General features: G+C 49.4%; 25 protein-coding genes. 19 read left to right on the top strand and 6 right to left on the bottom strand.

Annotation, left to right across the window (positions count from 1 at the left end):
- Positions 1-3: 3 nt before the first annotated feature.
- Complete coding sequence (locus tag NT239_05870) at positions 4-1,755, bottom strand: SulP family inorganic anion transporter (GenBank protein ID XGA72367.1); 1,752 nt, start codon at positions 1,753-1,755, stop codon at positions 4-6.
- Between the two features lie 134 nt (positions 1,756-1,889).
- Between NT239_05870 and NT239_05865 the strand changes: the two genes are divergently transcribed.
- From NT239_05865 to NT239_05820, 10 genes are all read left to right on the top strand, one after another.
- Positions 1,890-2,300, top strand: a complete 411-nt coding sequence (locus NT239_05865) for a hypothetical protein (GenBank protein XGA72366.1) — start codon at positions 1,890-1,892, stop codon at positions 2,298-2,300.
- 137 nt (positions 2,301-2,437) lie between these two features.
- The gene (locus tag NT239_05860; GenBank protein ID XGA72365.1) at positions 2,438-2,779 is read left to right on the top strand and encodes a hypothetical protein; all 342 of its coding nucleotides are present in this window, start codon (positions 2,438-2,440) and stop codon (positions 2,777-2,779) included.
- Positions 2,780-2,900: 121 nt separating this feature from the next.
- Complete coding sequence (locus NT239_05855; GenBank protein ID XGA72364.1) at positions 2,901-3,152, top strand: hypothetical protein; 252 nt, start codon at positions 2,901-2,903, stop codon at positions 3,150-3,152.
- Positions 3,152-4,573 carry a site-specific integrase gene (locus NT239_05850; GenBank protein XGA72363.1) on the top strand — a complete coding sequence of 474 codons (1,422 nt, stop codon included), beginning with the start codon at positions 3,152-3,154 and terminating at the stop codon, positions 4,571-4,573. The genes NT239_05855 and NT239_05850 overlap by 1 nt, the downstream gene beginning before the upstream one ends.
- Positions 4,570-7,317, top strand: coding sequence for a hypothetical protein (locus tag NT239_05845; GenBank protein ID XGA72362.1), 2,748 nt, complete (start codon positions 4,570-4,572; stop codon positions 7,315-7,317). The genes NT239_05850 and NT239_05845 overlap by 4 nt, the downstream gene beginning before the upstream one ends.
- 702 nt (positions 7,318-8,019) lie before the next feature.
- Complete coding sequence (locus NT239_05840) at positions 8,020-8,487, top strand: copper chaperone PCu(A)C (protein ID XGA72361.1); 468 nt, start codon at positions 8,020-8,022, stop codon at positions 8,485-8,487.
- Positions 8,488-8,603: 116 nt separating this feature from the next.
- On the top strand, positions 8,604-9,557 hold the full coding sequence (locus NT239_05835; protein XGA72360.1) for a metallo-mystery pair system four-Cys motif protein: 954 nt from the start codon (positions 8,604-8,606) through the stop codon (positions 9,555-9,557).
- A 17-nt stretch (positions 9,558-9,574) separates the two neighbouring features.
- Positions 9,575-10,741: a di-heme enzyme gene (locus NT239_05830; protein ID XGA72359.1), complete on the top strand. Its 1,167-nt coding sequence runs from the start codon at positions 9,575-9,577 to the stop codon at positions 10,739-10,741.
- Entirely contained in the window at positions 10,680-11,903 is a 1,224-nt protein-coding gene (locus NT239_05825; protein XGA72358.1) for a hypothetical protein, read from the top strand. The genes NT239_05830 and NT239_05825 overlap by 62 nt, the downstream gene beginning before the upstream one ends.
- 656 nt (positions 11,904-12,559) lie before the next feature.
- A complete protein-coding gene (locus NT239_05820; protein ID XGA72357.1) occupies positions 12,560-12,754 on the top strand; it encodes a hypothetical protein in 195 nt (64 codons plus the stop codon).
- 76 nt (positions 12,755-12,830) lie between these two features.
- Here NT239_05820 and NT239_05815 read toward each other — a convergent pair whose 3' ends face one another.
- Entirely contained in the window at positions 12,831-14,264 is a 1,434-nt protein-coding gene (locus NT239_05815; GenBank protein XGA72356.1) for a DUF2252 domain-containing protein, read from the bottom strand.
- A 294-nt stretch (positions 14,265-14,558) separates the two neighbouring features.
- On the opposite strand from NT239_05815, the gene NT239_05810 reads away from it, so the two are divergent.
- From NT239_05810 to NT239_05800, 3 genes are all read left to right on the top strand, one after another.
- On the top strand, positions 14,559-15,350 hold the full coding sequence (locus tag NT239_05810) for an ROK family protein (GenBank protein ID XGA72355.1): 792 nt from the start codon (positions 14,559-14,561) through the stop codon (positions 15,348-15,350).
- Positions 15,313-15,699, top strand: coding sequence for a hypothetical protein (locus NT239_05805; GenBank protein ID XGA72847.1), 387 nt, complete (start codon positions 15,313-15,315; stop codon positions 15,697-15,699). Before NT239_05810 ends, NT239_05805 begins: the two co-directional genes overlap by 38 nt.
- A 271-nt stretch (positions 15,700-15,970) precedes the next feature.
- Positions 15,971-17,254 (top strand): hypothetical protein, encoded by a 1,284-nt coding sequence (locus NT239_05800; protein ID XGA72354.1) that lies wholly within the window; start codon positions 15,971-15,973, stop codon positions 17,252-17,254.
- A gap of 195 nt (positions 17,255-17,449) precedes the next feature.
- On the opposite strand, the gene NT239_05795 is transcribed toward NT239_05800, so the two are convergent.
- The 3 genes from NT239_05795 to NT239_05785 all read right to left on the bottom strand — a co-directional run bounded on the left by NT239_05795 (position 17,450) and on the right by NT239_05785 (position 18,740).
- Positions 17,450-17,593, bottom strand: a complete 144-nt coding sequence (locus NT239_05795; GenBank protein XGA72353.1) for a hypothetical protein — start codon at positions 17,591-17,593, stop codon at positions 17,450-17,452.
- A gap of 51 nt (positions 17,594-17,644) precedes the next feature.
- Positions 17,645-17,812: a hypothetical protein gene (locus NT239_05790; GenBank protein ID XGA72352.1), complete on the bottom strand. Its 168-nt coding sequence runs from the start codon at positions 17,810-17,812 to the stop codon at positions 17,645-17,647.
- Positions 17,813-18,404: 592 nt separating this feature from the next.
- Positions 18,405-18,740: a helix-turn-helix domain-containing protein gene (locus tag NT239_05785; GenBank protein ID XGA72351.1), complete on the bottom strand. Its 336-nt coding sequence runs from the start codon at positions 18,738-18,740 to the stop codon at positions 18,405-18,407.
- Between the two features lie 90 nt (positions 18,741-18,830).
- Here NT239_05785 and NT239_05780 point away from each other — a divergent pair, with 90 nt between their 5' ends.
- From NT239_05780 to NT239_05760, 5 genes are all read left to right on the top strand, one after another.
- A complete protein-coding gene (locus tag NT239_05780; protein XGA72350.1) occupies positions 18,831-19,109 on the top strand; it encodes a hypothetical protein in 279 nt (92 codons plus the stop codon).
- A gap of 187 nt (positions 19,110-19,296) precedes the next feature.
- Positions 19,297-21,339 carry a hypothetical protein gene (locus NT239_05775; GenBank protein ID XGA72349.1) on the top strand — a complete coding sequence of 681 codons (2,043 nt, stop codon included), beginning with the start codon at positions 19,297-19,299 and terminating at the stop codon, positions 21,337-21,339.
- Positions 21,339-21,719 (top strand): TetR/AcrR family transcriptional regulator, encoded by a 381-nt coding sequence (locus NT239_05770; GenBank protein XGA72348.1) that lies wholly within the window; start codon positions 21,339-21,341, stop codon positions 21,717-21,719. The genes NT239_05775 and NT239_05770 overlap by 1 nt, the downstream gene beginning before the upstream one ends.
- Before the next feature lie 118 nt (positions 21,720-21,837).
- Positions 21,838-23,625 carry a TonB-dependent receptor gene (locus NT239_05765; GenBank protein XGA72347.1) on the top strand — a complete coding sequence of 596 codons (1,788 nt, stop codon included), beginning with the start codon at positions 21,838-21,840 and terminating at the stop codon, positions 23,623-23,625.
- The gene (locus NT239_05760; protein XGA72346.1) at positions 23,622-25,106 is read left to right on the top strand and encodes a PepSY domain-containing protein; all 1,485 of its coding nucleotides are present in this window, start codon (positions 23,622-23,624) and stop codon (positions 25,104-25,106) included. Before NT239_05765 ends, NT239_05760 begins: the two co-directional genes overlap by 4 nt.
- Here NT239_05760 and NT239_05755 read toward each other — a convergent pair.
- A complete protein-coding gene (locus NT239_05755; protein ID XGA72345.1) occupies positions 25,080-25,445 on the bottom strand; it encodes a hypothetical protein in 366 nt (121 codons plus the stop codon). The genes NT239_05760 and NT239_05755 overlap by 27 nt on opposite strands.
- 123 nt (positions 25,446-25,568) lie before the next feature.
- On the opposite strand from NT239_05755, the gene NT239_05750 reads away from it, so the two are divergent.
- Positions 25,569-26,309, top strand: coding sequence for a TonB family protein (locus NT239_05750; GenBank protein ID XGA72344.1), 741 nt, complete (start codon positions 25,569-25,571; stop codon positions 26,307-26,309).
- The last annotated feature ends 33 nt before the right edge of the window (positions 26,310-26,342 follow it).

Below are 26,342 nucleotides of genomic sequence, written 5' to 3'. Positions count from 1 at the left end.
AATTTAGCGTTGGCGTCGTTCAACCCCGTTCCAGCTGCTGACGGGTTCTGGCACAACATCGGGGTAAAGCGCTTTGTAGGCAGCCAGCGCATCGTGTACATGGGCGTAAAAACTATCAGCGCCGATTGCTCGGGTGACGCCATAGCGATCAAATGCTTCGCGCAGCGGTCGATTGCAGCGGGCAAATTTCAAATCAATGCCAGCTTCTTCGAGTAGGTGATTCAGTGTGAGGAGTTGCTCCGCAGCGGTGACGTCCAAAAAAGTCATCGCCTGCGCATCAATCAGCACCCAGCGCGTATCGCCATCTTCGGCGACCAGCTGGCTGATTCGATCGACAAAAAAGCTGCTATTGGCAAATAGCAGTGGCGCGTAAAAGCGATACACGAGCAAGCCTTGCAGATAGCGTGATTCACCAATCAAATGCGCTTCGGCCACATCATGAAAGCCTTTGCGTCCTTCGGCGGAGCACAAAACCGCATCGAATGGTCTGGCCATAAATTGTATGAGGTATGCCAGTGAAAGCAATATCCCAACAATGATACCGGGCAATACCCCAACAATCAGTACGCCAGCGGTCGTGATTAAGGAAAACATCGCCGCGGTTTTATCCAAGCGATACATTTCCAACCAGGTGCGTACTTCAATCAAATTGATCCCGGCAAAAATTAGCAGCGCTGATAAAGTGGTGACCGGCAGATAGCGTAAAGAGCCGGATAAAAATACCAAAAACAGCAATAGTATGAGTGCGGCCACCAAACCAGATACCACCGATTTACCGCCCGCCGCATCGTTAATCGCGGTGCGTGATTGGCTAGCGCCCAGTGCAAAGCCTTGCCACAGGCTAGCGGCGATATTGGCCATGCCCAGCGCCATTAATTCGCGGTTGGGCGCGATTTCATAATGATTTTTTTGCGCAAAAGCGCGTGCCAGCAAAATACCTTCGGGCATCGCCAGTAGCGCGATACCGGCAGCGGCAGGCAGCAGGGTGGTGAGATGCTCAAAACTTAAATGCGGCATTTCCAGGTCGGGCAGACCTTGCGGCAAATTGCCGAGCAAAGCGACGCCGTGCTGGGTGATTTCAAGCAGATACGCCGCGCCAATGGCTAGCACAAACAGCAGCACGGCAGCAGGCCAGCTTGGGAAAAGCTGGCGCATCAAAATCAGAAAGAACAGCGAGAGCGTGCCAACGATTAGCGTCGTGCTGTGAATTTCATCGCTGTGGGATAAAAGCTCGATCAGGCGCGGAAAAAACGCCGCTTCGTGCAAGCTCATTCCCGTCCATTTTCCCAATTGGCTGGCGATTAAAATCAGCGCCGCGCCATTCATAAAACCGAGCAAAACGGGTTTGGAGAGTAAATCGGCAATCGCGCCCAATTTCGCCTTGGCGGCAATCAACATCAATACGCCGACCAGAAAAGTCAGCGTTGCTGATAGCACGACATACTGCGCCACATTGCCATGCGCCAATGGTGCAATCGCCGCAGCAACCAGCAGGGCAATCGCCGCGTCAGGCCCAACAATCACATGACGTGAGCTACCCAGCAGTGCATACATCAACATGCCTGCCAATGCGGTATACAGGCCATTTTGCGCCGGCATGCCGGCCAAATCGGCGTAAGCAACACAAGCTGGAATCAGCACGATGCATACGCTAATCCCGGCGACAACATCGGCAGATAAATGCTCGCGGCGGATATTGGCCAAGCCCGATTGTTGCCATAGCGTGTGTACGCGTGATGCGGAATCTTGCGCCATAGTGCGGTCCTTCTCGCAGCGGGGTAATTCAGTGTAGTCAGCAAACGCGCGTTAGGGAAAACACCTGTGCTGAAAAAAGCGCACTTTGCATTAGCGCATACTGATGTCATTGTGAGTCCGTTGCGACATCGGCTATGATCGCGGCCAATTTTATCTGTGCTTTGTACTCCGTGAATTTGCCGCTATTTCTTCGTCGCAAGTTAGCACCATGGTTCGCTGTTTTGGCCATGGTGGCGCAGCTATTGCTGCCGTTTGCGCACGCCGCGGCGATGGATGCCGGAGTGCCATTAGCATGGTGTGGCACGGGTCAAGCGCCGAGCGTGAATCAGGATTCATCGCTAAGTAGCAGCGATGCCAAAATCATCGTTAAGTGCGCGATCTGTTCGGTAGCTAGCTTGCACGCGATTGCGCCCCCACCGGCGCAAATTAGTCTGCCCTTATTGATCCCCGTTGGTCACTCGCCAATTTTGCGACTCACAGAGTCTTTTTCTGTAGATTCCTACGCGATTCCACCGCCGCCGCGCGGCCCCCCTTTGAGTTCCTAATTGTATTTATTGCGCAGCCAATCGGCGTGCCGGCTTTGTCCTGCTCGCTGTTTGGCTACATCGATTAAATGGCACCTTGCGGCGCAAGGTGTTTGTTCAGCTTGCGCCCGTGCGCAGCAGACGCATTAGGAAATGCAATGTCAGCCTCTTTTTGTTGGGCTCGTCGCCCATTAACGTGCGCTATTTTGGCCGCGTTTTCCCCATTGGTTTGTGCGCAATCAGCCGCCGAGCCGATACAACTCGATGAAATCGTCGTCAGCGCCACGCGTGAAGCCACGCTACTGAGCAAAGCACCGGTCTCGATTGGTAAAGTTGGCGAGAAAACCATCGCCGAAACCAAGCCGACTTTCATCGGCCAAGTGCTCGATAAAATCCCCGGTGTACACATGACCGATCTGGGGAATGAGCAGCACAATATGTCGATTCGCCAGCCGATGTCGTACTCGGCGGTGTATCAATATCTGGAAGACGGCGTGTAGTGCCATCTACGATATTTGCAAACTAATGTCCATTTGAAATAAATCGCAAAAGTGTTACACTGAATTGTAATGAATCACATTGCTCTACATCTAAATCCAGTAGTGTTCAGGAGCGCTTTTCATGAGTCTGTGGAATACCGAACCGATCAACCAAGCTAGGTGCGCGAGTTTCGCGAAGGTGCTGGCCTTCATTTGCGCAGACCATAAGGTCGAGCGTAAAAATAAAGCCCTCGATCTAGTCTGGAAAAGCGTCCGAGTTCAAGTCGGTCATCAGTACCGTGATTTTCGCCTTAGCTTGGTCGGTGAGAAGTTAATCAACGAGCTACTGCCGGAGGTCGCCACTAACCGAGGCAGCAGAGGTGGGGCAAGCTGATGGATTCTGTCCCGGAATTTTTTCCGTCGTCTTTGGTTCAGGTTGTCCGTGTCGCGATCAATCTTGGCGACTTACCCTATTTCGATGGGCAGTCCGAGATCGCCATGAAGAGCGAAGTGGCAGAAATTCGTAATGTCCATTTTCACCGCGATCATGTGGTGGAAGGCTTTCCCCTCTTGTTTTGCCCGGCCCGAATAATCGACGGGCTTGAAATGAATCTGTTCATTGAGCATCGCTATCGTGGCCGCTTTTTACCCCCCAAGCAGGGCGGTAAACGCAACCTGCGTGGAGGGGTCACAGTTGAAACTCTCTACGGGATTGCAAACTCATTGCGCGGATTCCTTGCCTGGCTGGCTGAGACAAATACGGATTGGCGAGAGGTCTATGCCGTAGCTGACAGCGAAAAAGCAAAGGAATGGCTTCCTCCATACCGATATCGAACGGTTTTGATCGAGAGAGTGAAGCGGGAGAGCATCTCGCGGGACACTGCCAATCTGTACCTCAGTCATATTCGGCAGTTTTACGAGTGGGCATTGAAGACTCGGCGGATTGAGCGCATCCCATTCACCTACTCTCGTGTTGCGATCAAGAAGCCTCGGAAAGGTGGGGATTTCGATCTTTTGTTCAGCACCTTCCAAGATGAAAAGACGCTGATGATTCAAACCAGCGACCTGACGATCCCGAAGAAGTACAAGTCGAAAAATGAGTCCCTCGGGGAAGCACTGACGCCATATTCAGCTACCGAACTTAGGGTATTCTTCGATAGCAAATACATGCGGCTTGAGAACAGGAAACTCTGGGGGGAGCTTGGTTTAGCCTGTGGGCTACGAGCCATGGAGGTGGCAGGTTTCCCCGAAGATATCGTGGTCGATCCTGCTTTAAGTGACAAGACTGTCTTCGAGGTGACCATCCTTGGGAAGTTCAACAAGGAGCGCAAAATTCTGATCCCTCTATTCTTGATGCAATCCCTCTGGGTGTTTAAAAATTCACCGGAGCGCTTGAGGCGCGCTGCCAAATGGGATTTGGATAAGGGGTCAGGGAAACGCCGCCCGCTATTTCTTAACCGTTCGGGCGGCGGAATCAAGAGCAAGTCGATTACCAATGCAGCATCCAAGGTTGTTGAAGAACAACTTATGGTTGGTCAGTCGTTTGATCGAGGTTTTCACGATCTTCGGGCGACATTTGCCACAAGTCTTGCCCGCTTCATGCTGGAGAAACATTTACCGCTCGGCTTCATTCAGTACAAGCTTATGGCGTTGATGGGACACGAGAACTTCTCATCTACCCTGAAATACATCAACTTTGCACGCTCTATCACTTTTGAAAGCCAGATGAATGATTGGGTCGATAAAATTTTCAGTGATCTGAATCCCAAACTCTCTGCCGAAGCCAAGGCTCGTGAGAATGGATTATCAACATGAAGATTAGAAATCCAGACACCAGTAATTGTGCTCAATCCGGCAGCACTATTACCGGCAGCACTATTAATCTTCAACGTGCTGTGGATATTTCCCATCGTTTTGCGAGTGATATAGCACAAGCCATTGAAATATACCGAGCTGATCCAGATCGGTGGAAAGTGAAACCTGCTACGGTAAGAACTCTTCTATCACGATTGGTGCCCGCATTACCAGAGGTGGCCGCAGCATTGGAGCCGGAACACCTTTTAGCATTGTCTAGGGAAGGGCTGGCGGCGCTAAATGTAGAAGCGGTGTGGGCGGACGTTGAGGGCAAGTCGCTTACTCTGCCTAGCTCGACACCCCAGCGGGGGAATTCAATAGCCCGTGCCTTCAATCTCTTATATTCGATTCACAAAAATCAGCCAGGCCTGCCCCCGCCAAGTATTCTGCAATTACGCTTTGGTACCTCCTACGTGGGGGACTTATATCGTGTGTCGCCTTCCTTTATGCTGTATTTCAAGCAATTAATTCTGAAAATAGATGCCAAAGAGGAATTGCCTTCAACTTCGATGAATGTGAAGCATCATTCCTATCCACTTCTTGCTCTCTTGGTCAGAAACAAGGCCGCTGTAGCTGCGCTGAAGGCTCATGGGTTTGATGCGTTTGAAAATGAGTCAGCCCTACTCATTAGGATTTTGCAGGAAGTGAAACCCAGACACTCGCCTACTGCTTTGGAGTATGTACTAGAACAGCATGACCCAGTGCGATGGGGGCAAAAATGGGTTTTCGTTCATGGGCATGCCGCAGATCTAACAGAGATCTACAATCTTTCATCAGTGTTATTTGGTGACCTGAAACGATTCGGTGATTTGCTCTCGGCAACCCCATTGAAGGGACGCAAACCGATGACTTTTAGGGACAAGATGACGATGGTTCAGCGGGCAATCCTCGATTGCTACTCATATCTATCGGATCCAGACGCTGCTGCATTGAAGGAGCGAGGTGTTTGTGTTTTGATTGAGAACGAGGCGCGATTGCTTCGTTGGCTGGACGGAGAAACTCGCATTGAGGCTCGAACTTTTTCCGCAATCAAAGATTTCGTTGAACAACTGTTTCCGGCGTTTCCAAAATGGAAGGAAATATCCCTTCCCTACCGCTTGGCCTTCGATAGCGAGTTTTCTTCGCGCCCTACCTACTGCGATTATGGTTCAATTCGTGAGATTTCAGTTAAGCTCTTCGACGACATGGCCGCTTTTCTGGAAGAGCAGAAGCAATCGATTGACCAGAAGTCGTACAACATCAAAACCGTCTGTCATCAGTTTACGAACTTCAAGGCGGCGATGATGCTTGCTAAGGAATCACTTTCTGCTGAAGATCTTTTGATGCTGGAAAAACACGGGATGAAGGCTTTTGATCTCCCTGGCCATAAGTTACAAAAAGCGTTGTGGTTCTTTTTGCAAAATACCGCAAAGACAGGGGGAGTGACGACATCCACGGCCTATACCTACAAATCCGCAGTCATATGGGTCCTAGATAAGTTCGGTTTCCATATTGTGGAAGCTTATCCGATCACGCAAACCAAGACAGCAAAGCATCTCAAAAGATTGAACACCGACGACTACTACAGTGCGGAGCAGTGTCGGGAGATTGCCTATCACATCGAGTGCGGCCTGCAGGACATGGACGCTCCGGATGATTTCAAAGTTGTTTTACTGCTGGGGCGAATCCTTCTGAAAACTGGTTGGAATCTTGCCCCAACGCTTGGTATTGAATGCAACGACATCGTGCGAGTACCTTCTTCTCTCAATCCCAATGGCATAGTTACTGTCGTATTGAGAAAGGCAAGGGCAGGGTATCGGACTGATGGGTACACATTTGCCGATCCAGAAATGAATGCGGCAGCAATGAAAAGCGCTGTCGCCGATCTTTTGACGGTTCGAGATAAACTAACTGCCTCATATCGAGACTCGCTGCCATTGGATAACCCGTTCCGGAATTTCGTATTTCTTGTGCATAGAGATGGCCTTGGTATTGAAAGGCTTGCGGATAATGCCGTCAACACACTGACCTCTTATCTTGAACGACGGCGAAGCTCACTCACCTTCGACAGCATGAAGATTCGTAAAGGTGGGATGAATCATCTGTATCGGCAAGTCCAGAAGGATTTACAAGCTTACGAGGCATCTGCCAAACACAACTTCGAAACCTTCGAATCCCACTATTACAGGATCGATGAAAATCAGTCGCGCTACTCGCTTGGTAAAGCAGTTGAGGTAATGGGCAAATATTTCACTGGCAAGGAGATTGCCAAGGATATTGTCATTATTACAGAGCCGTCCCTAGATATGCAGCACACACCGGTTGGGGAATGTGCTTCCAGTGGTAATGATGCGGAGGTTGAACGCTACAACAAGGATCATAAGAAATTGCATGCCGAAAAAGGAGTCGTATCGCGAGTCTGCGCAGATTTCTTGAGTTGTGTCTGGTGCAAATATTTTCGGCTTGTCGCTGACCCTGAGCACGCCTGGAAACTACTCAGTTATCGGGAATATCTGCTAAGCAGCATGGAGTCTTCAGCCTTGGAAGGCGATGAAACTGACGACCAGCAGTTTCATATCGAAACTCTTCGAAACCGTGTTTCGGAAATGCTTGAGCGACTGAGCAAGATTTCTCCGGGAGTGACCGAGCAGGGGGAGATGTTACTTAGGAGCCGCGGAATGCACCCGGATTGGTCGTTTGCGCTCCCAGATGCGCCGATCCAATAGGTGGTGTTGTTTTCCTCAATGAACAATATGCATTGAAATTCGTGCGGAATCTTATTTTATTTATCCACCCAAACTCATCGCACGTATGGTCGCCCCTATCCCGATTCCATGACTTGGCATCTACATAATCGGCCAAAGCGGCCAGTCAAAACCTATTTATCGAAGGCCAAAATCACTGAGCCACTACAAAATATGATCTGAGCCGAGGAAGGAATAGATCTTGCTCACGGATTTTTTTCCAGTACAATCTGCCCAAATTTTTTACATTGACAATCATGTACTTTGATCGCTTAAAAACGAGGGGCATTTATTGCATAGCGCTTATCGCGCTCTGCATGCAGATGCTATTGCCCTTTGTACATGCGATGCAAATGCGTGATGCCGCATCGGGGCTAAGCGGATTGACGTTATGTAGCGTCAATTCACCAAGCCAAGATACGGATCGTAAGCTCCCCGCTGTAAACGGCCAAATGCAATGCCCGATTTGTATTGCAAGTGCCGCCCACCATCCTGCGCCATTGTCGGCGCCTTCGGTTTTACCTTCTGTTCGAGAGCACATCAGCTCGCTACGACTGGTGCGATATGAGGGTTTTTTTATACCGAAAATACCTTATACCCTCCCCTTGAGTCACGCCCCGCCCGTTGATATTGCTTAACTAGAACGACATACCCTGTTTAAGTTAATGAATCAATGGATAAAATATGCTCAAAAGATTCTTTTGCGGCTCGGCATTGCTATGCCTTTCTGCATTGGTAGTTGCTCACGAGTACAGCGTAGGGCAGCTCGAAATCAAACATCCGTGGGCACGCGAAAGTGCCAGCGCGGCCAGTAATGCTGGTGTATTCATGGTTATTCACAGCGCAGCTGATGATCAGCTACTGCAAGCAAGTAGTGATGCGGCCAGCAAAGTAGAAATCCACGAAATGAAAATGAGCGATGGCGTGATGAAAATGCGCCCAATCAATGCCGTCACCTTACCTAAAGGCGGTGTAACTAAGCTGGCTCCTGGCTCATATCACATCATGCTATTAGGACTGAAAAAGCCTTTGAAAAAAGGCGAGCGCTTTCCGATGACACTCACATTTGCCAAGGCAGGTAAAACCACTGTCGATGTGAAAGTTGAAGATATGACTTATCAGGCTGCGTCTAGCTCGCACGAAGGTCATTAATTTCGGCGGGGTCTCGATATAGGCGACTACCCCTTAACAAATCGTATCGACCTTGCGGCATTCGTATTTGCCGTTCCGCGCAACAGCGTACGGTACTTATTTAGAGAAAAATTGAAATGAAAAAAACTATTTTGGCATCATCATTGGGTTTCATCGCTTTACTTACAGCGTGCGGTGGTGGCGGTGCTGATAGCAGTACATCGACAGCCACTGCAGTTAACACACCAACCCCAACGGCCTCTCCAGCCCCATCCGCCTCACCCATCCCCGCACCACAAGCCGTGAATATATCGTTTGTGGCTAAGTCTGGTGCCGAAGCAGTGAAGTGCGGGACGCCAATCACTAGTATTGGTAACCCTAGCACCGCCGCTCAGTTAAAAGATTTGCGCCTATATCTGTCAAATGTGGTGTTGATCACCAGCGATAACCGCGAAGTACCGCTAAAACTTACGGCTAACGATTGGCAAAATAGCGAAGTGGCACTGATCGATCTAGAAGACGGCACCGGCAGTTGCGCAGGCGGTACCAGTGCCACTAATGCCAACATCATTGGCGAAGTACCAGCCGGTACTTACACCGGTCTGAAAATGACGGTTGGCGTGCCCAGCAACCAGAATCATACCGATTATGCGACCGCTAGCGCACCGATGAATGTACAAGCGATGGCATGGTCATGGCAGTCAGGTCGTAAGTTCGCCAAGATCGAAGTAACTGATCCACAAGGAGTCGCTGGAACTTGGACAGCTAAAACCTTCATGGTGCATTTGGGCTCAACCGGTTGCACGGGCAATCCGGCCACAGGCGCAACCACCACGTGTACTAGTAGCAATCGGATGGATGTGAAGCTCAGCAGCTTTAATCCTGCAAATCAAAATGTGGTAATTGATCTGCAGACGCTACTGGCGAATTCAAATGTCACGATCAACGGTGGTGGCCCGGCAGGGTGCATGTCAGGCAAGACCGATCCAGAATGCACTGCGATCTTTAGTGCGTTCAAAATTGACTTAAATGCCGGCACCAGCATCAACGGTGGTGATGGCCAGCAATTATTCCGCGTGGAAGCGAAATAACCATGATGCAGCGAGCTATGATCCGTTCGCTCGCTGCACTGACCGGGGCTGCGGCTCTGGTCAGTTGTGGCGGTGGTGGCGAAACCAAAGTAACCGAAGTCATTCCTAATTCAACCGGTTTTAGTTGGGTGTTGCCGGCTTTCTTTCCTGCACCGAAAGTCCCTGCCGACAATCCGATGAGCACAGAGAAGGTTGAGCTAGGCCGACATCTTTTTTACGACGTACGTTTGTCCGGTAACGCTACGCAATCCTGTGCCAGCTGCCACCAGCAAGATAAAGCCTTTACCGATGCACGCTCAGTTTCGATCGGCTCAACCGGCGAGCCAACTGATCGCAATTCGCAAAGCCTTGCCAATGTGGTGTATAGCCCGACACTGACTTGGGCTAATCCGGCACTGGTTTCGCTGGAAAAGCAGATGGAAGTGCCGCTGTTTGGCGAGCATCCAGTAGAAATGGGTATCAATGATAGCAATAAGGCCGCAGTGTTAGCGCGATTTAGCAGCAATAGTGATTATCAAGCCAAGTTCAAAGCGGCCTATCCTAGTGATGCTACCCCAGTAAGCTGGATCAATATCATCCGTGCCATTGCCAGCTTTCAGCGCTCGATCCTATCAGGTAATAGTCGTTACGATCAGTATCTGGCAGGAAAAGCCAATTTCAACGACGCCGAACTTCGTGGCATGAATTTATTTAATGGCGAGAAAGCTGAATGCTTCCATTGCCATGGTAGCTTTAACTTTAACAATCAAATCATTCACGCAGCCTCAACGCAAGTCGAAACGCCGTTTCACAATACGGGTCTCTACAATACTGATGGCAAGGGTGCATACCCTGAGCCCAATCGCGGTGTATTTGAACTGAGCGGCCTGTTGCGCGACATGGGGCAGTTCCGAGCTCCGAGTTTACGCAATGTCGCGGTTACCGCACCGTATATGCATGACGGCAGTATGGCTACGCTAGAAGAAGTCGTCTCCACCTATGCCGCTGGCGGCCGCAACATAACAAGTGGACCCAATGCCGGTGATGGACGGATCAATCCGTATAAAGATCCTCTGATCAGTAATATTTCTCTGACACCACAAGAAGTCGCCGATTTGGTGGCTTTTCTGAAGACCCTGACCGATGACACACTACTCACCAATCCAAAACTGGCCAATCCGTTTACTCAGCCTGCTCAGCATTAGTCTGGCTGGCTTCACTTGGGCACATGACGGCGAGCAAAGCCTCATTCCAGCCGAGCCGGGCTGGCAACTGGGAGGCGCACTCGGGGTTGCTTATAGCGATGCCGAGTTTCCTGCTCTTCCTGTTTCAGGGGTGCTGGGCACTGGCGAGATGCCGCACGATGGCCAAGGCTGGCGGCTAGAACACGGCGCACTCAATGCTGGGGTACGGGTCAATGACTGGCTGGGCGCGCATGTCGGCCTTGGCTGGCATGATCATGATGAAATGCACTGGGAGAGTGCTTGGCTGCAAGTAGAACCTCACTGGCAAGGGCAAGACCTGACCATTGGCATAGGTAGAAATAACGTGCCGATTGGCGCAGTGTGGCAACAAGCTGGGCATCTGGATCGCTTCATGCTGATGCCCTTAGTCAAACAGGCCTTCCTCGGTGGTGACTGGATTGCCAACGGTGGCCAGATAAGCTGGCGCGGCGCAATTGGACACTGGGAAAGTGGAATTAGTCTCAGTGGCTGGCAGCAAACGGAATATCCACTCGGCGAAGAGAGTGAGACATTTCCGATTCTGCAACTGGAAACACGGAATGACCACTGGCAGATTAATCTATTCGCCAGCCGATTAACCAGCACCCAGCGGCAAAGCAGCGCACTGCGAACCAGCGCTGGCCACAGCCATGACAGCAGCAGCTGTGCGCCAATCAAGAACAATGTGGTCTGCTATGCCGGCGATACTGCTCTGCTCGGGGGTAGCCTCGTGTGGCAGAGCCCATGGCCGGCACTGAGTCTGCGTGCCGCCGGAGCTTGGCGCCAAGAGAGCGGGATACTGCGCTCAACCACAAGCGAAGCAGCCTACGAGAGTCGTAGCTGGGGTGGCTGGTTTGAACCTCGTTGGCAATTCACACCGCAGTGGGAAATAGCCGCTCGCTATGAATGGCTGCACGGCGATAATGAGCTACGTGGTTTCTCGGCTACGCTCCTCTCACAACAAGCGCTGCTGAGCCCCAATGACGGCGGCGAGCGATTTAGCCTGATGCTCGGCTGGCGTCCGCATCGTAGTACGCTGATCGCTCTAGAGGCAGGGCAAGAGCAGAGCAATACCCGCGACAATCGTTATCTGGCCATACGCGCTAGCTGGCAATGGTCAAACCTATTGCATAGCCAATGGTAAAGTTACCAGACTCGCATAAAAACCTTGGGAAATTAGCTATTGCTGCTCATTGAGTTGCGCTAGACCTAGATGAAGGTCAGCTAAGACCGATCTGTGAATGCCACATTATGAAAAACGAAAGGCCGCAAACCATCAGGTTGCGGCCTTTCGTTTTTCTAACCTTAGTATCAAGAGATCGGCCTTAGCAGACAGTTTCGCCGCTAGCACATGAATCAATTTTGCACACTAGACAGGCGTAACAGCTGATATTCGGAGGGCTAATAGTGAGGTATTGCCACATTTAGTGTGCACGATATCCATTTTCTCAACTTTTCTCGGGGGAGATATGTCTGATCTTTCTGTTGGGAAGTTAGTTCGCCACACCTCGGATATTGAAATTGGTGTAATTAAACACTACTGCATTGAGGCGATATTAGATGAGGTCCAAGGGTTTGATCGCCCAATACTGTGTAGCGTAATCGGATTGCAATCTACTTGGAATATTGTCTGTGATGCAAAGGATCTACTGAGTTCTGGGATTGAACATCAGTCGGCAAGCCCCAGATTTGGTTAAGCTACTGCGGTAGCTGAACTGCAGAAAGCTGGCATCAATTCGTGTTTTTCGATGAGCTTACTGTAATACCAGATGAGTAGCTACAATGTGTTTGGAGGGAAAAATGACTGAAATCGCAAAACGTCTTCATCAAGCCCTAGCAAAAGTAGTTCGTTGCAAGCAAAGACCCATCAAAAAGCATCCTGTAGTAGAAAATCCATTTTCATGGATTAAACTCAACGAACGCCAAGAATATTGCGCGCCATTGATCGTGAGTGTCACCAAAAAGAAGTCTTATTCTCGTGAGCTCGCGCCATAACTACTATGTGCGGCAATAATTGCGATGAGAGGAGCGTCATTATGCGTGGCGAGGCCCCCACTCTTTGCTTTATTCTCTACCGTTTAATTTTGAGCTTGGTTTTATCTAGAGCATTTAGAAACTCATCTTCGGATTGAGCGAACAACCGGCCGGTTTTGCACGCAGATTTAAACACTTCATAATCCTTTTCACACTGAGCCGAGTAGGCATTCGCGTATCGAACAAGTGCCGTAGCAAATTCATCATCCATTCCGATATATCCTGCTATTTCGCTAGCGAAACCGCCACTTCTCGCATGTGCTCGCGCTAATACCCAGCCACAAAGATCACCATAAAGCCCCATGATCGTTGGGTTGTATCGCTCAATGGCTGGCGAGATTTTCATATCGCGCAACTGCCGAAAATAGAAGTGATGCCCACCTGCGTTCGACCAGCCTAAAAAAATGTCACTAAATGCTTGCATTAATCGTTGACCGACAACCACGCGCTGCCCTTGATTAACATAGCTAGAGATGGCTGTGTGCGGTACATAAGGGGCAAGCACCGATGCACGAGCTTCTTTAATCTGTAAAAACAGTGGCTGATCTTGCTCATCAGATAGCAATTGCGCCAAGCAGCGTGTACCTACGCTACCAACCCCGACGATCTTGCATACCAGATCCTGTGTCGTAAAGCGGTCAAGTAAATGGCGGTGACTAATACTGATTGTATTTAGGTATTCGCTAAAGAGTTGTTCTGCAAGCGCTTGCTTATTACCCAGTAAGATTTCCCGCTCTTCGGGGCCAAAGATTCGGTTGTCTTCAAAAATATGGAATAGCGAGGGCAAAGCATCATTAATACGCCAGTAACCATCGACCTTTTTGCCAATTTTAGGTAGCAACCGTTCATGAGTCCTGTTCAACGCCTTTTTCATTTCTTTTTTAAGTACTTTGCGGGCGTTCTGATCGTCAATGTGATCCAGTAAGCGCTCATAGCTGATACGGTCATACCAAATCTGCATAGCCCCTTTTTTAGAGTATTCCAACATCCAGCGCTGATAGCTGCTGACTAATCGATAAACAATGTCATCCGCGACATGTGCTGCAAAGCCTGAGGTGCGTGAGGCTAATACAAAGCTAGCAACCAGACGCTTAATATCCCATTCCCATGGCCCAGGATGCGTTTCGTCAAAATCATTCAGATCAAAAAGCAGCGTTCTCTCTGGTGACGCAAAACCTCCAAAATTGGCAAGATGTGCATCACCGCATATTTGCTGAATGACACCACTAAATGGAGTAGCAGCTAGATCATGCGCTTGTAGCATTGCTGATCCACGAAAAAAAGAGAATGGTGATGCCAGCATCCGTCCGTATCGCAACGGGACTAGACGCACTATCCGCCCTTGACTGCTGGCCTTGATTAAATCAAGCACGTTACGTTGAACATTGCCCACGTCACTGTGACTTGCCAATGGAGCTTGCGCTCTTAACTGTTTACCTCGTTCATACTGCTGCTGTTGTTGGAGGGGCATGGTCAATTTTCCATGGGAGATTGATAGCAGTCTAGCAGGTGGTGTTTTTTATTAATCAGATACTTTAATAATATTCGGACCGAAATTTTCACTGCTTGAGCGGATGCGCCCTACGTCCCGAAAGGTCAACTGCTTACTATTTAATCGATTTTATATGGCATTGATTTTTATAGAATAAACTGACTTGCTAACGAGGTTATCCACAGATTCCTGGTATTGTCATGCGAATGAAACCTAGCATGAGGGAATCGGTGTAAAATCGGTAGTGATGAGCATGAGTTACGTGAGATAAACATGGATTCAAGCAAAGGTGAAACCGACAATATCATCCTCGGCATTGATATCGGTGGAACAGGAATCAAAGGGGCTTTGGTCTCTACGACTTCGGGTGAGCTTTTGAGTGACAGGGTTCGGCTCGACACCCCTCAGCCGGCGACAGCAGCGGCTGTTGGGGCAACAATCAATGCAATTTCCGAAACGCTGAATTGGCACGGCGCTGTTGGATGCACCTTTCCAGCCATTGTTCACAACGGCATAACCCTCTCAGCCACTAATGTCGACTCCAGTTGGCTCAATGCTCCTGCTCAAACACTACTTTCGGAAGCACTCCAACGCCCCATCTATCTTTGCAATGATGCAGATGCCGCTGGATATGCTGAAGTCCTATTTGGTGCAGCAAAACAACGATCGGGCAAGATTCTCGTGATCACCCTAGGGACTGGTATCGGTTCGGCACTTGTCGTCAACCAACAGCTGATTCCAAATACCGAGCTAGGACATGTCATTTTCCCAACGGATAGCATTGCAGAGCTCTATTGTGCAGGCAAAATCATCAAGGAAAATCCAGATCTAAGCTGGGATGTCTATGCCACACGACTCAATAATTATTTACTTCATTTGCAGCTTTTACTTTCTCCTGACCTGATTATCATTGGCGGCGGTATCAGTAAAAAGGCTGAAAGATTCATTCCATTGATGAAAAACCTCCGCTGCGATGTCGTACCTGCGATGCTCAAGAATAATGCAGGTATTGTTGGAGCCGCCATGTATGCCCATAAGCAACGGAATAGCACGGGTTCTCTATAAATACAGAAAACACGCTGATGATGAGAAGATGCACACCGAACAGAGCAGAGTAATTTCAGCATTAAACAGAGCTGGTTTTAAACGAATCTCGTCTGAGCTTATCGTAGAAATTGATAAGCGGATTAAGAATGAGATCACTGCTGATGACATTGCTGCTGATATCTATCGCCATTTTCGAGCTGACTTATTGAGTACAGATCTAGGGATCAAGCGGAGTGATCCTGAATTTCATCAGATTGAATTAATGATAGATGGAGCATTCGACGACTCAACAATCCGCTGGGTCATTCAACGAATATTGACAAACGGCATCGACAGTAAGCAGGAAGACGCAAAAAATGAGCCTTGAGAACTGCTGCATGTGTATATGCAGGGCTTGGTCGTTCTAACCCACTATCAGAGTTGCTGAAGGATGTACTGGAAAGCTCCCCACCTGGCCCAATAACCGTATTGATGAATTACTGCCGCCGCGTGGCTAATTCAAACCTGAACTTCCAACAAGGTGTTTACGCCGGACGCATACTGTCCACTTGTCGGCTTATTGAAAACATTTCATTAGTAAATGCTTATGTCAAATTCTAGCGTTGAAGCTCTGAAGCAACAACACAGGACGCCCACTCATGAAAATAACTCCGCTTGCAGTTTCATTAACCACGCTGTTTCTAGTCGCCTGCGGGGGAGGAGGAGAAGCATCTCAGTCAAGTATTACTCCAACGCCCGCGTCTACTCCAACTCCAACTCCAACACCTACCCCAACAACACCTCCTGGGACGTCAGTAGGTGTATTGAGTGACAGCCCAGTAGGTGGTGTGAGTTATTCAACATCGGGGGGATATTCAGGAACTACCAATGCCAATGGGCAGTATTCTTATAATTCTGGAGAGACAGTGACATTCAAAATTGGTGGGATTACACTTGGCACAGTCAAAGCTACGGGTACAATTACCCCACTTGAACTAGCTGCTGCAAATACAGGAGGAAATAGTAGTAATATTGCTACGAATCTGTTAGTTCTCCTCCAATCTCTCGATGCTGATGGCGATGCGTCAAATGGCATTACCATTAATGACACAGTCAAAACTCAAGCTGCAAATACAGTGATTGATTTAACAGTATCTCCTGCAACATTTGCTAGTAGCTCTAATACGGCACTCACTACAATAATGCAATCCGCCTCACTACCAAAATCAACGCCAGTCAGTGAAGCAGATGCACTCGCACATTTTAAAAATGAGTTCTTTATTAAACTTAGTGGTACATGGAGGACCATTGATACTACGATTCCAACTGAAACGATTATTCGGTTTGACAAACTAGGCAATTATATTCTTGGAGAGGTTGGGTCAACGGATTCGGATGGAAATTCAGGAACGGAAGTAGGACAAATTGGTTGGGATCCAAAGACCGGAAAAATTTCTCGCCTAATTATTCCGCCCTTTGATTCCAATGGAGGATGGGGGCTAAACCAAGTCAATGGCGATGAAAAGATTAGATTTGATGGTGATGTTCTTATTCTTGTTGATGTAGATGGTCTTGAAACAAAATTTGCACGGATAACTAATGATAATAGAAGCCTAGTTGGAATGTGGGCCCTAGGGTCAAGCACTAATATTGGTGTTCAGCATTTTTTCTTTTTAGCTGATGGTAGCTATATAATGGCAGACCCAATAGGAGATAACGAGGGTTCTACTCCATGCAGTGTCGGCGGCCTCGAGAAGGGAAAATACATATTCAATAGCAGCAGTAAATCGCTCAAAATTACATCAATTGAAACAGACACAAATAACTGCGCAGGGCTCTGGGATAAACCAGCGAACCTTGGCTTTGATTCTACAATTATTCTTTCAGCGGATGGCTTAAGCCTTAGTTTAGGCTCAGATACGCTTTATCGAGTATCAAAATAAAATCCTCTTTTATTTATAAAAACTCTTCATGGCGCCCGAACTCACTTGGGCGCTTTTTAATTTCAGGCTCAGAGTCATAAAATGGAATCAGTATTCAAACATGAAGCAATTCAGATGGATCTGAATTAAACGGATGCAATTGCCCAACTAGCTCTGTAAAGCAGTGGGACGTAGTTTGTGATTTCTAGCTCGACATTACTCCATCAGTAACTTCAGCATTGCACGCCGCCGAACCTCTCTATCTGTTACAGCGTAAGCACGGTAAATCAAGTCATCCATCAAACATGCAAACGCGCGCATTTCAATCGCGGTGAGTTCGGCTTGATGTTCAGATGGCATGAAGGATGCGGCGCCGAAGTCGCCGAGTAGGCACCTGCCGTCTTGATGAACTTAGATGTTGTACGCATATACATCAACATGTATTAGCCCATGACTATTGAGCTGCATCATTGCTGAGGAAATGCCCTTCAGGATATTTAAAATCACCGGCACGCTGTATTGCGCGTCGGGCGCGAAGATACGGGTGCAGCTTTGCAAGTACGATGGGCCGGCGAACATTTTGTAGTCTTGATCAATCTACCCCAGCATCTTCGCAGGGTTGTCCAAACCCTAGAGGAGCTTGACCGACTCGATCTACGGCATGGGCCGGTGGTGATTTGATTTTGCATCTGACTTCAGAGGCACATTGATTTTGGACATCTATTCATAAGATTTGACTGGCCGCTTTGGCCGAGGTGCTGAAGCTCAGCATCGGCCACTGTGCGGCAGCTTCACTTTCGTTACCTGCCACTCATGATAAAGCTAGCTGAGTATCGGAAGTGGGTCGGGTGCAGCAGCTCAGTCCACTGGATAATTGCGTGAGCGTGGGTGGCGGCATCAGATAAGAACGGCTGGATAAATTGATAAGAATCCGCAATTCGTTCTGTTGTGATTTTATGTGCTTGAAATTACCAAGATTTACCTGCGGAGCTGTCACTTGTGAGCATAGTTTGCCTTCGTCGGGGCACAATTGAGACTAAAAATGCCACTTTTTTGCTAGGAAATCACGTAGTTAACGCCTTCGTTCTGTTGTGATCTTTGATGGATTTACTATTGTTATATATCATGATGTCAACTTTTTTTGAAAAGCAAGGAATTTCAATGCTCAGCATCAAAGAATAAATTGAGCATTTGATTCGGGTTTTGCATTCAGTAGCCGTTCCAGCATTGCTACCTTTTCATCATCACTCAGATGGCTAATCACTTTAACGAGCTCAGCATCCACTGAGCTCTCACAATAAAAATAAGCCACTGGCACTCCTAGCTCGTCAGCCATCCGCTTCATCGTGTCGTAATCCGGCGCATGTTTGCCTTTTTCGTACTGGTTCATACGTGCGCTTGCACTGTTTTCATCCATTCCTATCCTCACTCCCAGTTGCACTTGGGTTAAGCCTTTGTTGAGTCGCGCTTCTTTCAGGCGAATTGGGAACGGCGATTGGATAGGCATTGCGAACGTCCGAGTTAGATGCAATACCTAAGATTTTCTTAGTTCCTTCACATAAGATATACTAAGGAATTCTTAGTTATCAATGCCGTCATGAAAAATTTTTACCAAAACCACTTTAAAATCGAGACCTTGCAATACCTGCGCCGTGTTGGCAGCCTGACCAAAGCGGCGCGCCGCTTTGACGTTCACCCATCGACACTGGCCACATGGCAACGCATCGGGCTCGAAGAATTTATGAAACGTGAACTGCAAAATACCAAAACGCTCGAACCACGAAAGTCCACACACGAGCTAGAACAGCGCATACAGCGACTTGAGCAAGAGAATGCAGTGCTACGCCAAGCAGCTCGTTTGTTTTTCATGTGCTGACATCATGTGAATGTTAAAATTCACAGATAGATTGCGTGTCGTTCAGCAATAAATTCAACTTGTAAAACGCGTCTGGCCAATTCCGCTGGCAACTCGGGAACTCTCTTATTGTTCTCAAGCCAGCCGATTCGATAAAGCTGTCTTTCCGTCATGAAGGTAAATCAGGCCCAGAATGAGTATGTCAGACATGTCAGAAATTCTAGATCGGATTGCTCACATTGATGGGCGGGTAAGATTGCTCGCGCTGGACGAGCAGGCTATCGCCAAATTATCGCAAATGGTTGTCTGGGCGTATCGAGATCGCCGCACCCTGCAAGGAATAGTTCGATTTGGTGATACTGAATTCAGACCGCAAAACCTCAATAAATCTGTTGTAATCAATTCCGGTAGCGCTATCTTCGATTTCGAAATCAAGTCTATTATGCTTGCTTTGTTGCATCTCGGGTTACAAGAGGGTGGTGCAACTTACAAGTGGAGCTCCGTCTCTACGCGAGTAAGAATGCTACATCGGTTTGCTTTGTATCTTCTCAAGCGCGGAATTACATCCTTCCGGGATTTCGAGACGATAGAGCTATTGCGTCTTCGTTTTTTGATGCAGGAATTCATGCGAGCCGGTGAGGATCAGGGAGGTTTGAGTGTCCAAAAGTGTTCCTCTGGTTACAAGACATTCCGTGATGCCCTAAAGCTTGTCGCAGACTATGGGCTTGTTTCCAGAGGTGATTATCGAAAACTGTTGGACGATTTGACGCTTGGCCATATCGACAAACACGAGGCGGAAGCCCGTTTGCGCCATCCGATCATTCCTACGGGCGTAATGAAGTCCCTGATCGCAGAAGCAGACGCGTATATCAAAGAAGCCAGAGCTCGCTTTGAGGAGCTTGAAACGTTAGTGTGGCTAACAAATCAAGCCATTCCTGGTAGTGCTGTAAAGTTGATCCGCCAGGTCATTCCTTCGCAGCAAAGGGAGGCGAGCGCCCGCCTTAGTACATTGATTAAGCTTTATTTCAAGGATCTCCCGCGACATGTCTATATGCTGGTGCTCTCCTTCACTGGCATGCGAGATAACGAGGCTTTCGTGCTTAAGACTGGCAGCGCTGGCAAGCGGAAAGAAAACGGTGAGCAATTATTTTTCGTCAAGAGCCTTCTGTCTAAAACCGATGACAACGTTATAGAATTAGACTGGGTAGCAAATGAATTAACCTATGAGGCTATTTCGCTTCTGAGTCGGATCAACGAGTTATTTTATGAACGAGCTCGCCTCTTTCTTGTGCATCTGAGCGACCGACTCACACCGGAACATCGCCATGAATTAGAGCTTGGCCTGTCGGAGCGCCGGTTATTCGGTATTCGCATGACAGCCTCAACCACAGCCTTCATTTGGACAGGCTCTGGGAGCGACTACAATGTGATGCTGTCGCTTCGGAAATACCGAATTCCCGTCACCCGCGCTGATATTGCTCAGCTGGAGCGCATGGAGTGCAATTACCAATCGGTGGCGGCAAATAGCGGTAGCCGGGGCGTTCCCTATGAAGAAGGTGTTTGCTTCAATCTATCACCCCATCAGTTCCGCCATACCTTTGCATGGTTCATTATTGCCAATCGTCTTGGTGACATCGATGACATCAAGTACCAGTTCAAGCACCTCACTAGGGTCATGACATTTGTCTACGGGGAGCGCGGTTACAAGTCACTGAGCGAACTGAAGGAGTGCATTCAGTTCTTCGAGACGTTCGTGAATCAGAAGTCCATCGACGACATTGTTCAAGCTTCAATCGAAGGCAACGTGGCAGGTGGCGGTGGTGAACGCCTAGTTAAACTGCTCAAGGAACTGAATGGAGGCCAGGATGAAGCGATCTATGGCGCAGAGCATCAAGCCCACTTCCACAGTCCGAAGGATGTCGTTGCCTTCGCAACACGGCACAGCAATTCAATTCGCGGACTTCCTCATGGTTATTGCACCAAGGGACCATCTTGCAAGATCAAGAATGCGGCTGATCCATCGCATTGCCTATACTGCGACACCTACTTCGCCACGCCAAAGCATCTTCCCTACTGGAAGACTATCAAGGTCAACTGCGAGACAAAGTTGGAGCGGATCGCTGCAATGCCCGATGCCGCTCAAGGACAATTCGCAGCTTTTAGGCAGGTTCTCGAAGACAACCTGTTTGCGGCCAATAAGATCATTGGTAAGCTATTGCTACCTACTCAAGATAATCAACAGGCCAGCTAATGGACACCCGCGAACAAATCGAACAAGCTATCAAGCAAATACTGGAAACAGGGGGAAATATTAATATCAGCGCCGTTGCAGAGAATTGTGGCGTATCGCATTCCCTCATCTACAACCGCTACCCCGACCTCAAAGAGAAGATCAAGGAATTGAAATCCGCTCAAAAGGCTCGGCAGAAAACCGACAGCGACGAAGCTTTGATCTCAACCTTGCTGGCCAAAAATAAGGCTCTGCAAGAGAAGGTGAAAGCAGAAAATAGCGGACAGGCGGAGGACGCATTCAAATCCATGCTGTCACACGTACAGCAGGTGTATTCAATGTATGACCAATTGCTGGATGACCGCAATAAATTGGCCGAACGACTAGGGCGAAAGCAGTAACAAGCCGGCTAATCTCCCCGTCCAAAACATCACTAAAATCCGATTTTGACTACCAAAAGTGTTACTCACTGCAAAACCAATAACGGCGCGGAAGTAACATTTTTTGTCCATATCCTAGATGTCATTGGATTTTCCGATCCGCCCGGTGGGGATTTTTAATCACAACGCTTTATACGAAATCAACCTGCCCGGTAGCGATGGTATTGAAGTAGTAAAGGGGCCTGCTTCGAGCTTATACGGTAGCAACGCCGTCGGCGGCGCAGTAAATTTCACCTCCGCAGCACCAAGCGCAACGCCGTATTTTAGCTTAGCTGGGCAAGCGAGTTCCGAGGGGTATCGCCGTGCAGATATTGCTGCATCAAATACTTGGGCTGATACGGGTGTGCGTATCTCAGGCTATGCGGCTGGCCGTGGCGAGAGCTGGCAAGATTACAACTCAATGGATAAAACCGGCATCACGGCACGGGTTGACCATTGGCTGACCGATGCGCTGTTGTGGAAATCGGTACTCACTTATTCCAAGCTCGACACCGATATGCCCGGCAGCTTGAACGAGAGCGATTACCACACCCGCCCGGGCTATTCGTACCAAACCTTTACCACGCGCCAAGTTGAAGCGCTGCGCGCCAGTACTAGCTTGGCGGGCGAGCTCAACGCCGGTGGTTTTAGCAGCGCCACTTTGTATTACCGCGATAACAGCACCTACCAATTGCCGAGCTATTTGATTTTTAACACTGGCGCTCATTCGGCCAGCGGTCGCACGACCGACAACACGTTCACCTCTTTAGGCCTAAGCGCATTTCATCGCCAGCAATGGGGCGATTTCAAACTAACGCTCGGTGGCTTGGTGGAAGAAAGCCCAAACGATCAACGCGAAGTGAATTTATCCATCGTGCGTGACCCGAAAACCGGTAAATACCTCAGCTACAAAACCGGCACTGTACGGCGCGATTACCACGTTGATTTAGGCAATCAGGCATTGTTTGCCGACGCGAGCTACCAGCTTGGCGCGGGTTGGGGGATTAATGCCGCGCTGCGTTACGATCGTGTTGAATATGATTTCACCAATCATTTAAAACCGTCGGCGACGACTGGCGCGGCATCGCAAACGCAATCGTTTGCCGCTACCTCACCCAAAATTGGCTTTACTTGGGACGCGGCCAACAAAGTATTTGTCTACGGCGGTTACAGCCAAGGTTTTACGCCGCCCGAAGTCAGCGCGCTATTTAGCAGCGCAACCGTGCCGAATTTAAAATCAGCCAGCTTTGACCAATTCGAGCTCGGCGCGCGTTTTTCGCCAAGCAAAGACTTTAAAATCGACGCCGCCGTGTACCGGCTCGACGGCAAGGACGAATTGGTCACCTACACCATCGTGCCGGGCAAATCTGAGCCACGTAACGCCGGGCAAACGCGCCACGAAGGCTTTGAGCTGGGCTTGGATTGGAGCGCCAATAGCCAATGGAGCGCACGTTTGGCGGGGCAATATGCACGGCATACTTATTTGGAATATCGTCCATCGCCAAGCGAAAACTACGCGAGCAAAGATATTCCAGCCGCACCCAATTGGCAGGGCACGTTTGAGCTGGCGTTCAAACCTGCTGCGAATGCTCGTCTGGCGCTGGAAACGGTATACCTAGGCCCGTATTGGATGAACAGCGCCAATAATGTTCAGTATGACGGGCATACCCTATTTAATTTGCGCGGCGAATATCAATACAAAGGCTGGACAATCTGGGCGCACGCGCTTAATTTAGCCGACGCGCATTATGCTGAAATCGCCGCATCCAGCTACAAAGGTTTTGGCGAGCGCAATGGTAATACGCAAGACACGTACTCGCCGGGCGCGCCACGAAGCTTCTTTGTCGGCGTGAGCTACGCCTTTGATGGTAAAGGGGTAGGGCAATGAAGCGCGATGACATCAATATTGCCGATGCACTGGCCAAACCGCAAAAAACCAGCGCGATCGCGTGGCTGAATCGCTGGCATAAAAAGTTGGCGTGGATGGCCGGTATTGCGGTGATTTTTTGGGGCTTAACCGGCGTATTGCACCCGATTATGTCGGCGCTCTCGCCCAAACCGCAGCCTTTGCCACCGGCGCTGAGTTTGCCCACCGATTTACAACCCATTTCACCGCGCCAATTACCGTTGGCTGCCGAGCATGTGCAATCGTTGCGTTTGCGCATGTGGGGCGATATGCCGGCATGGCGCGTTGGCGTCGTCGATCAGGCCGTTGGGCAATGGTTTGATGCGCGCAACGGCCAACTGATTGCCAACGCCGATTCAATCGAGGCCGAGCGCTTGGCGCGTGCTTTGGTGGGCGACGCGCACTCGCCAATACGCAAAATCAGCGCCATCACGCAATTTAGCGCCAGTTATCCAAGCATCAATAAAATCTTGCCCGTGTGGCAGGTGGAGTTTGCGCGCGACGACGGCATGATTGCCTTTGTCGATACCGAAGGCCAACGTTTGGCGACTTTGTCCGATCAAACCAAGCGCAATCTAATGCCGATTTTTGCCGCGCTACACACTTGGAACTGGGCGAACGAGCCTGTGAAAAAAGTTGGTATTACGCTGGTGTTGACGGTGGCGATGCTCAGCGTGCTCGGTGGTTTGGCGATGTATTGGCTGCGCTATCGCCGCCAAACCTTAAAAGCCACGCAACCCGCGCTACGTCGCTTTCATCGAGGCTTGGGGCTGCTTGCTGGTGTGGCAGGTTTGCTGATTACCTTCTCGGGCTTAACGCATTTATGGCTGCAACGCGCACCATTTACCGCCGCCCAGCCTGAAGCTTTGGCCTTATTACCCAATTTAGCTTCAATCCCCGCGGGCGCGAAATCACTGGTCGCAGTGAAAGTAGATTCAACGGGGTATTGGTTGCTGGAGCAATCCAAAAAAGAGATACAGGGCAATACTGGGCATCAACATCATCATTCAGCCCAAGTAAACCAGCCTTTGCCGAGCTATTTAAACGAGGAGGGCCTTGTTCAGAGCGGCATTGCCGAGCGCCACGCGCTGCATTTATTGCATCGTTTAGCGCCCAATGAAGCGAGCGTTCAGCAGGCCAGCGTGAAATCGCTCAGGATTATTCAGCAATTTGGCGGCGAATATGGTTTTTTTCAAAAACGCTTGCCAGTTTATCGGGTGGATTTGGCTGGAGATGCCAATGCTAGTTGGTATATCGAACCGGCGACCGGTGCGTTTTCAACGCGCGTTGAAGACCAAGATCGTTTTGAGGGCTATCTATTTGCTAACTTGCATAAATGGCATTGGTTAGATGGCTTGGGCAAAACCACGCGTGATGTGATTTTGGCCAGCTTTGCCGCGTTGAATGTGATTTTGGCCGTCTGTGGTTTATGGCTGCTAAGGCGTAAAAAGCGCTCGCTTTGAGCTGGCTTGATTCAGTAGCTCGGTAAAAGTCGCCGCATTGACGGGGGCGGCGGCATAATAGAGGCCGTTAAATTGATCGTGCCCAACGTCGGCAGGGGTGTCGCACCATTCGATAATCAAGCTATGCGGTAAGAGGACGTGTAATTTATGCGCCAAATGGCGGTGCTCTTGTTGATGAATGCTAACCAGGTCAATGCTTTCGCGAATGCAATGATCAATCGCTTCTGTGTCACTCGCGGCTTCAAGAAAATGCCAGCCAGGTTTGAGTTGGCTGATGATTTGGCGAGTATAAAGGCGAGATTCGCGCTGGGTATCGACAATTAATACGGTTTGGCTCATCTTGATCCACTCCAAAATTCAATTCAATTTAGCAGCTGATTGAGTAAATTGGACGTGGACTGATAAGCGATAAAGATAGGGATAAATACTTGAAAATGCAGCCAAATCGTTTAGGAGCGCCGCGTGTCTAAGCGCATGCTGGGCATTGCGTTATTGTCCGCTGTGCTGCATTTTTGTGTGGTGTGGTGGGGGCCAGGTTTGCGCACCAGCGCCAAACCCGCGGCTACTGCTGAGCCTTTGATGTTGAGTTTAAATGAGGTTCAATCAGCGCCTGTAAAAGCAAAGTCTAAAGCTGCCGCTCCCCCAGCGCAGCCTGTCGCAGCCAAGGCTCCGCCGCGCGCGCATCAAGGGCCGAATACACCAGCTGCTGTCACGCCAGTAAAACCTGTTCCAGCTCAACCCCATGGCGCGAAACAGCCTGGCCCAGCGCTGCTTAGCTTACCGCCGCTGCCGAATGCGGCAGACACCGTGGCTCAAGCGAATGGTGCGGCTAGCGCCAATCCCAATCCTAAAGCAAATAGCCGCGCTAATGCGCTTGAAGGCGATGCAAAGGCGGACGACGGCGCAGAGGTGGTTCAGCTTGCGCGCTATAACGCCGCGTATTTAAATAATCCAATCCCAGAAGTGCCGTTTATTGCGCGCCAGCGCTGCCAATCGGGTCTGTTGAAATTGCGCGTGCTGGTCAGCACAAGTGGCAAGCCGATCAAAGTGAATATTGAAAAGCCGAGTGGGTGCGATGCATTTGATCGCGCTGCGCTCAATACGGTTAAAAGTGATTGGCGCTTTGAGCCGGGCAAACGTGGGTCTACGGCGATTGAATCGGAAGTGATCGTGCCGATGCCACTAAAAATCCTCGAGCAATAAAAACCCCCGCTCGGGGCGGGGGCGGCTGTAACA

It is taken from the genome of Chitinibacter sp. SCUT-21, assembly GCA_041874755.1.
Taxonomy (GTDB): Bacteria; Pseudomonadota; Gammaproteobacteria; order Burkholderiales; family Chitinibacteraceae; genus Chitinibacter.
The sequence above is the reverse complement of the archived record's forward strand: the minus strand, read 5'-3'. Positions and strand labels throughout refer to the sequence as shown.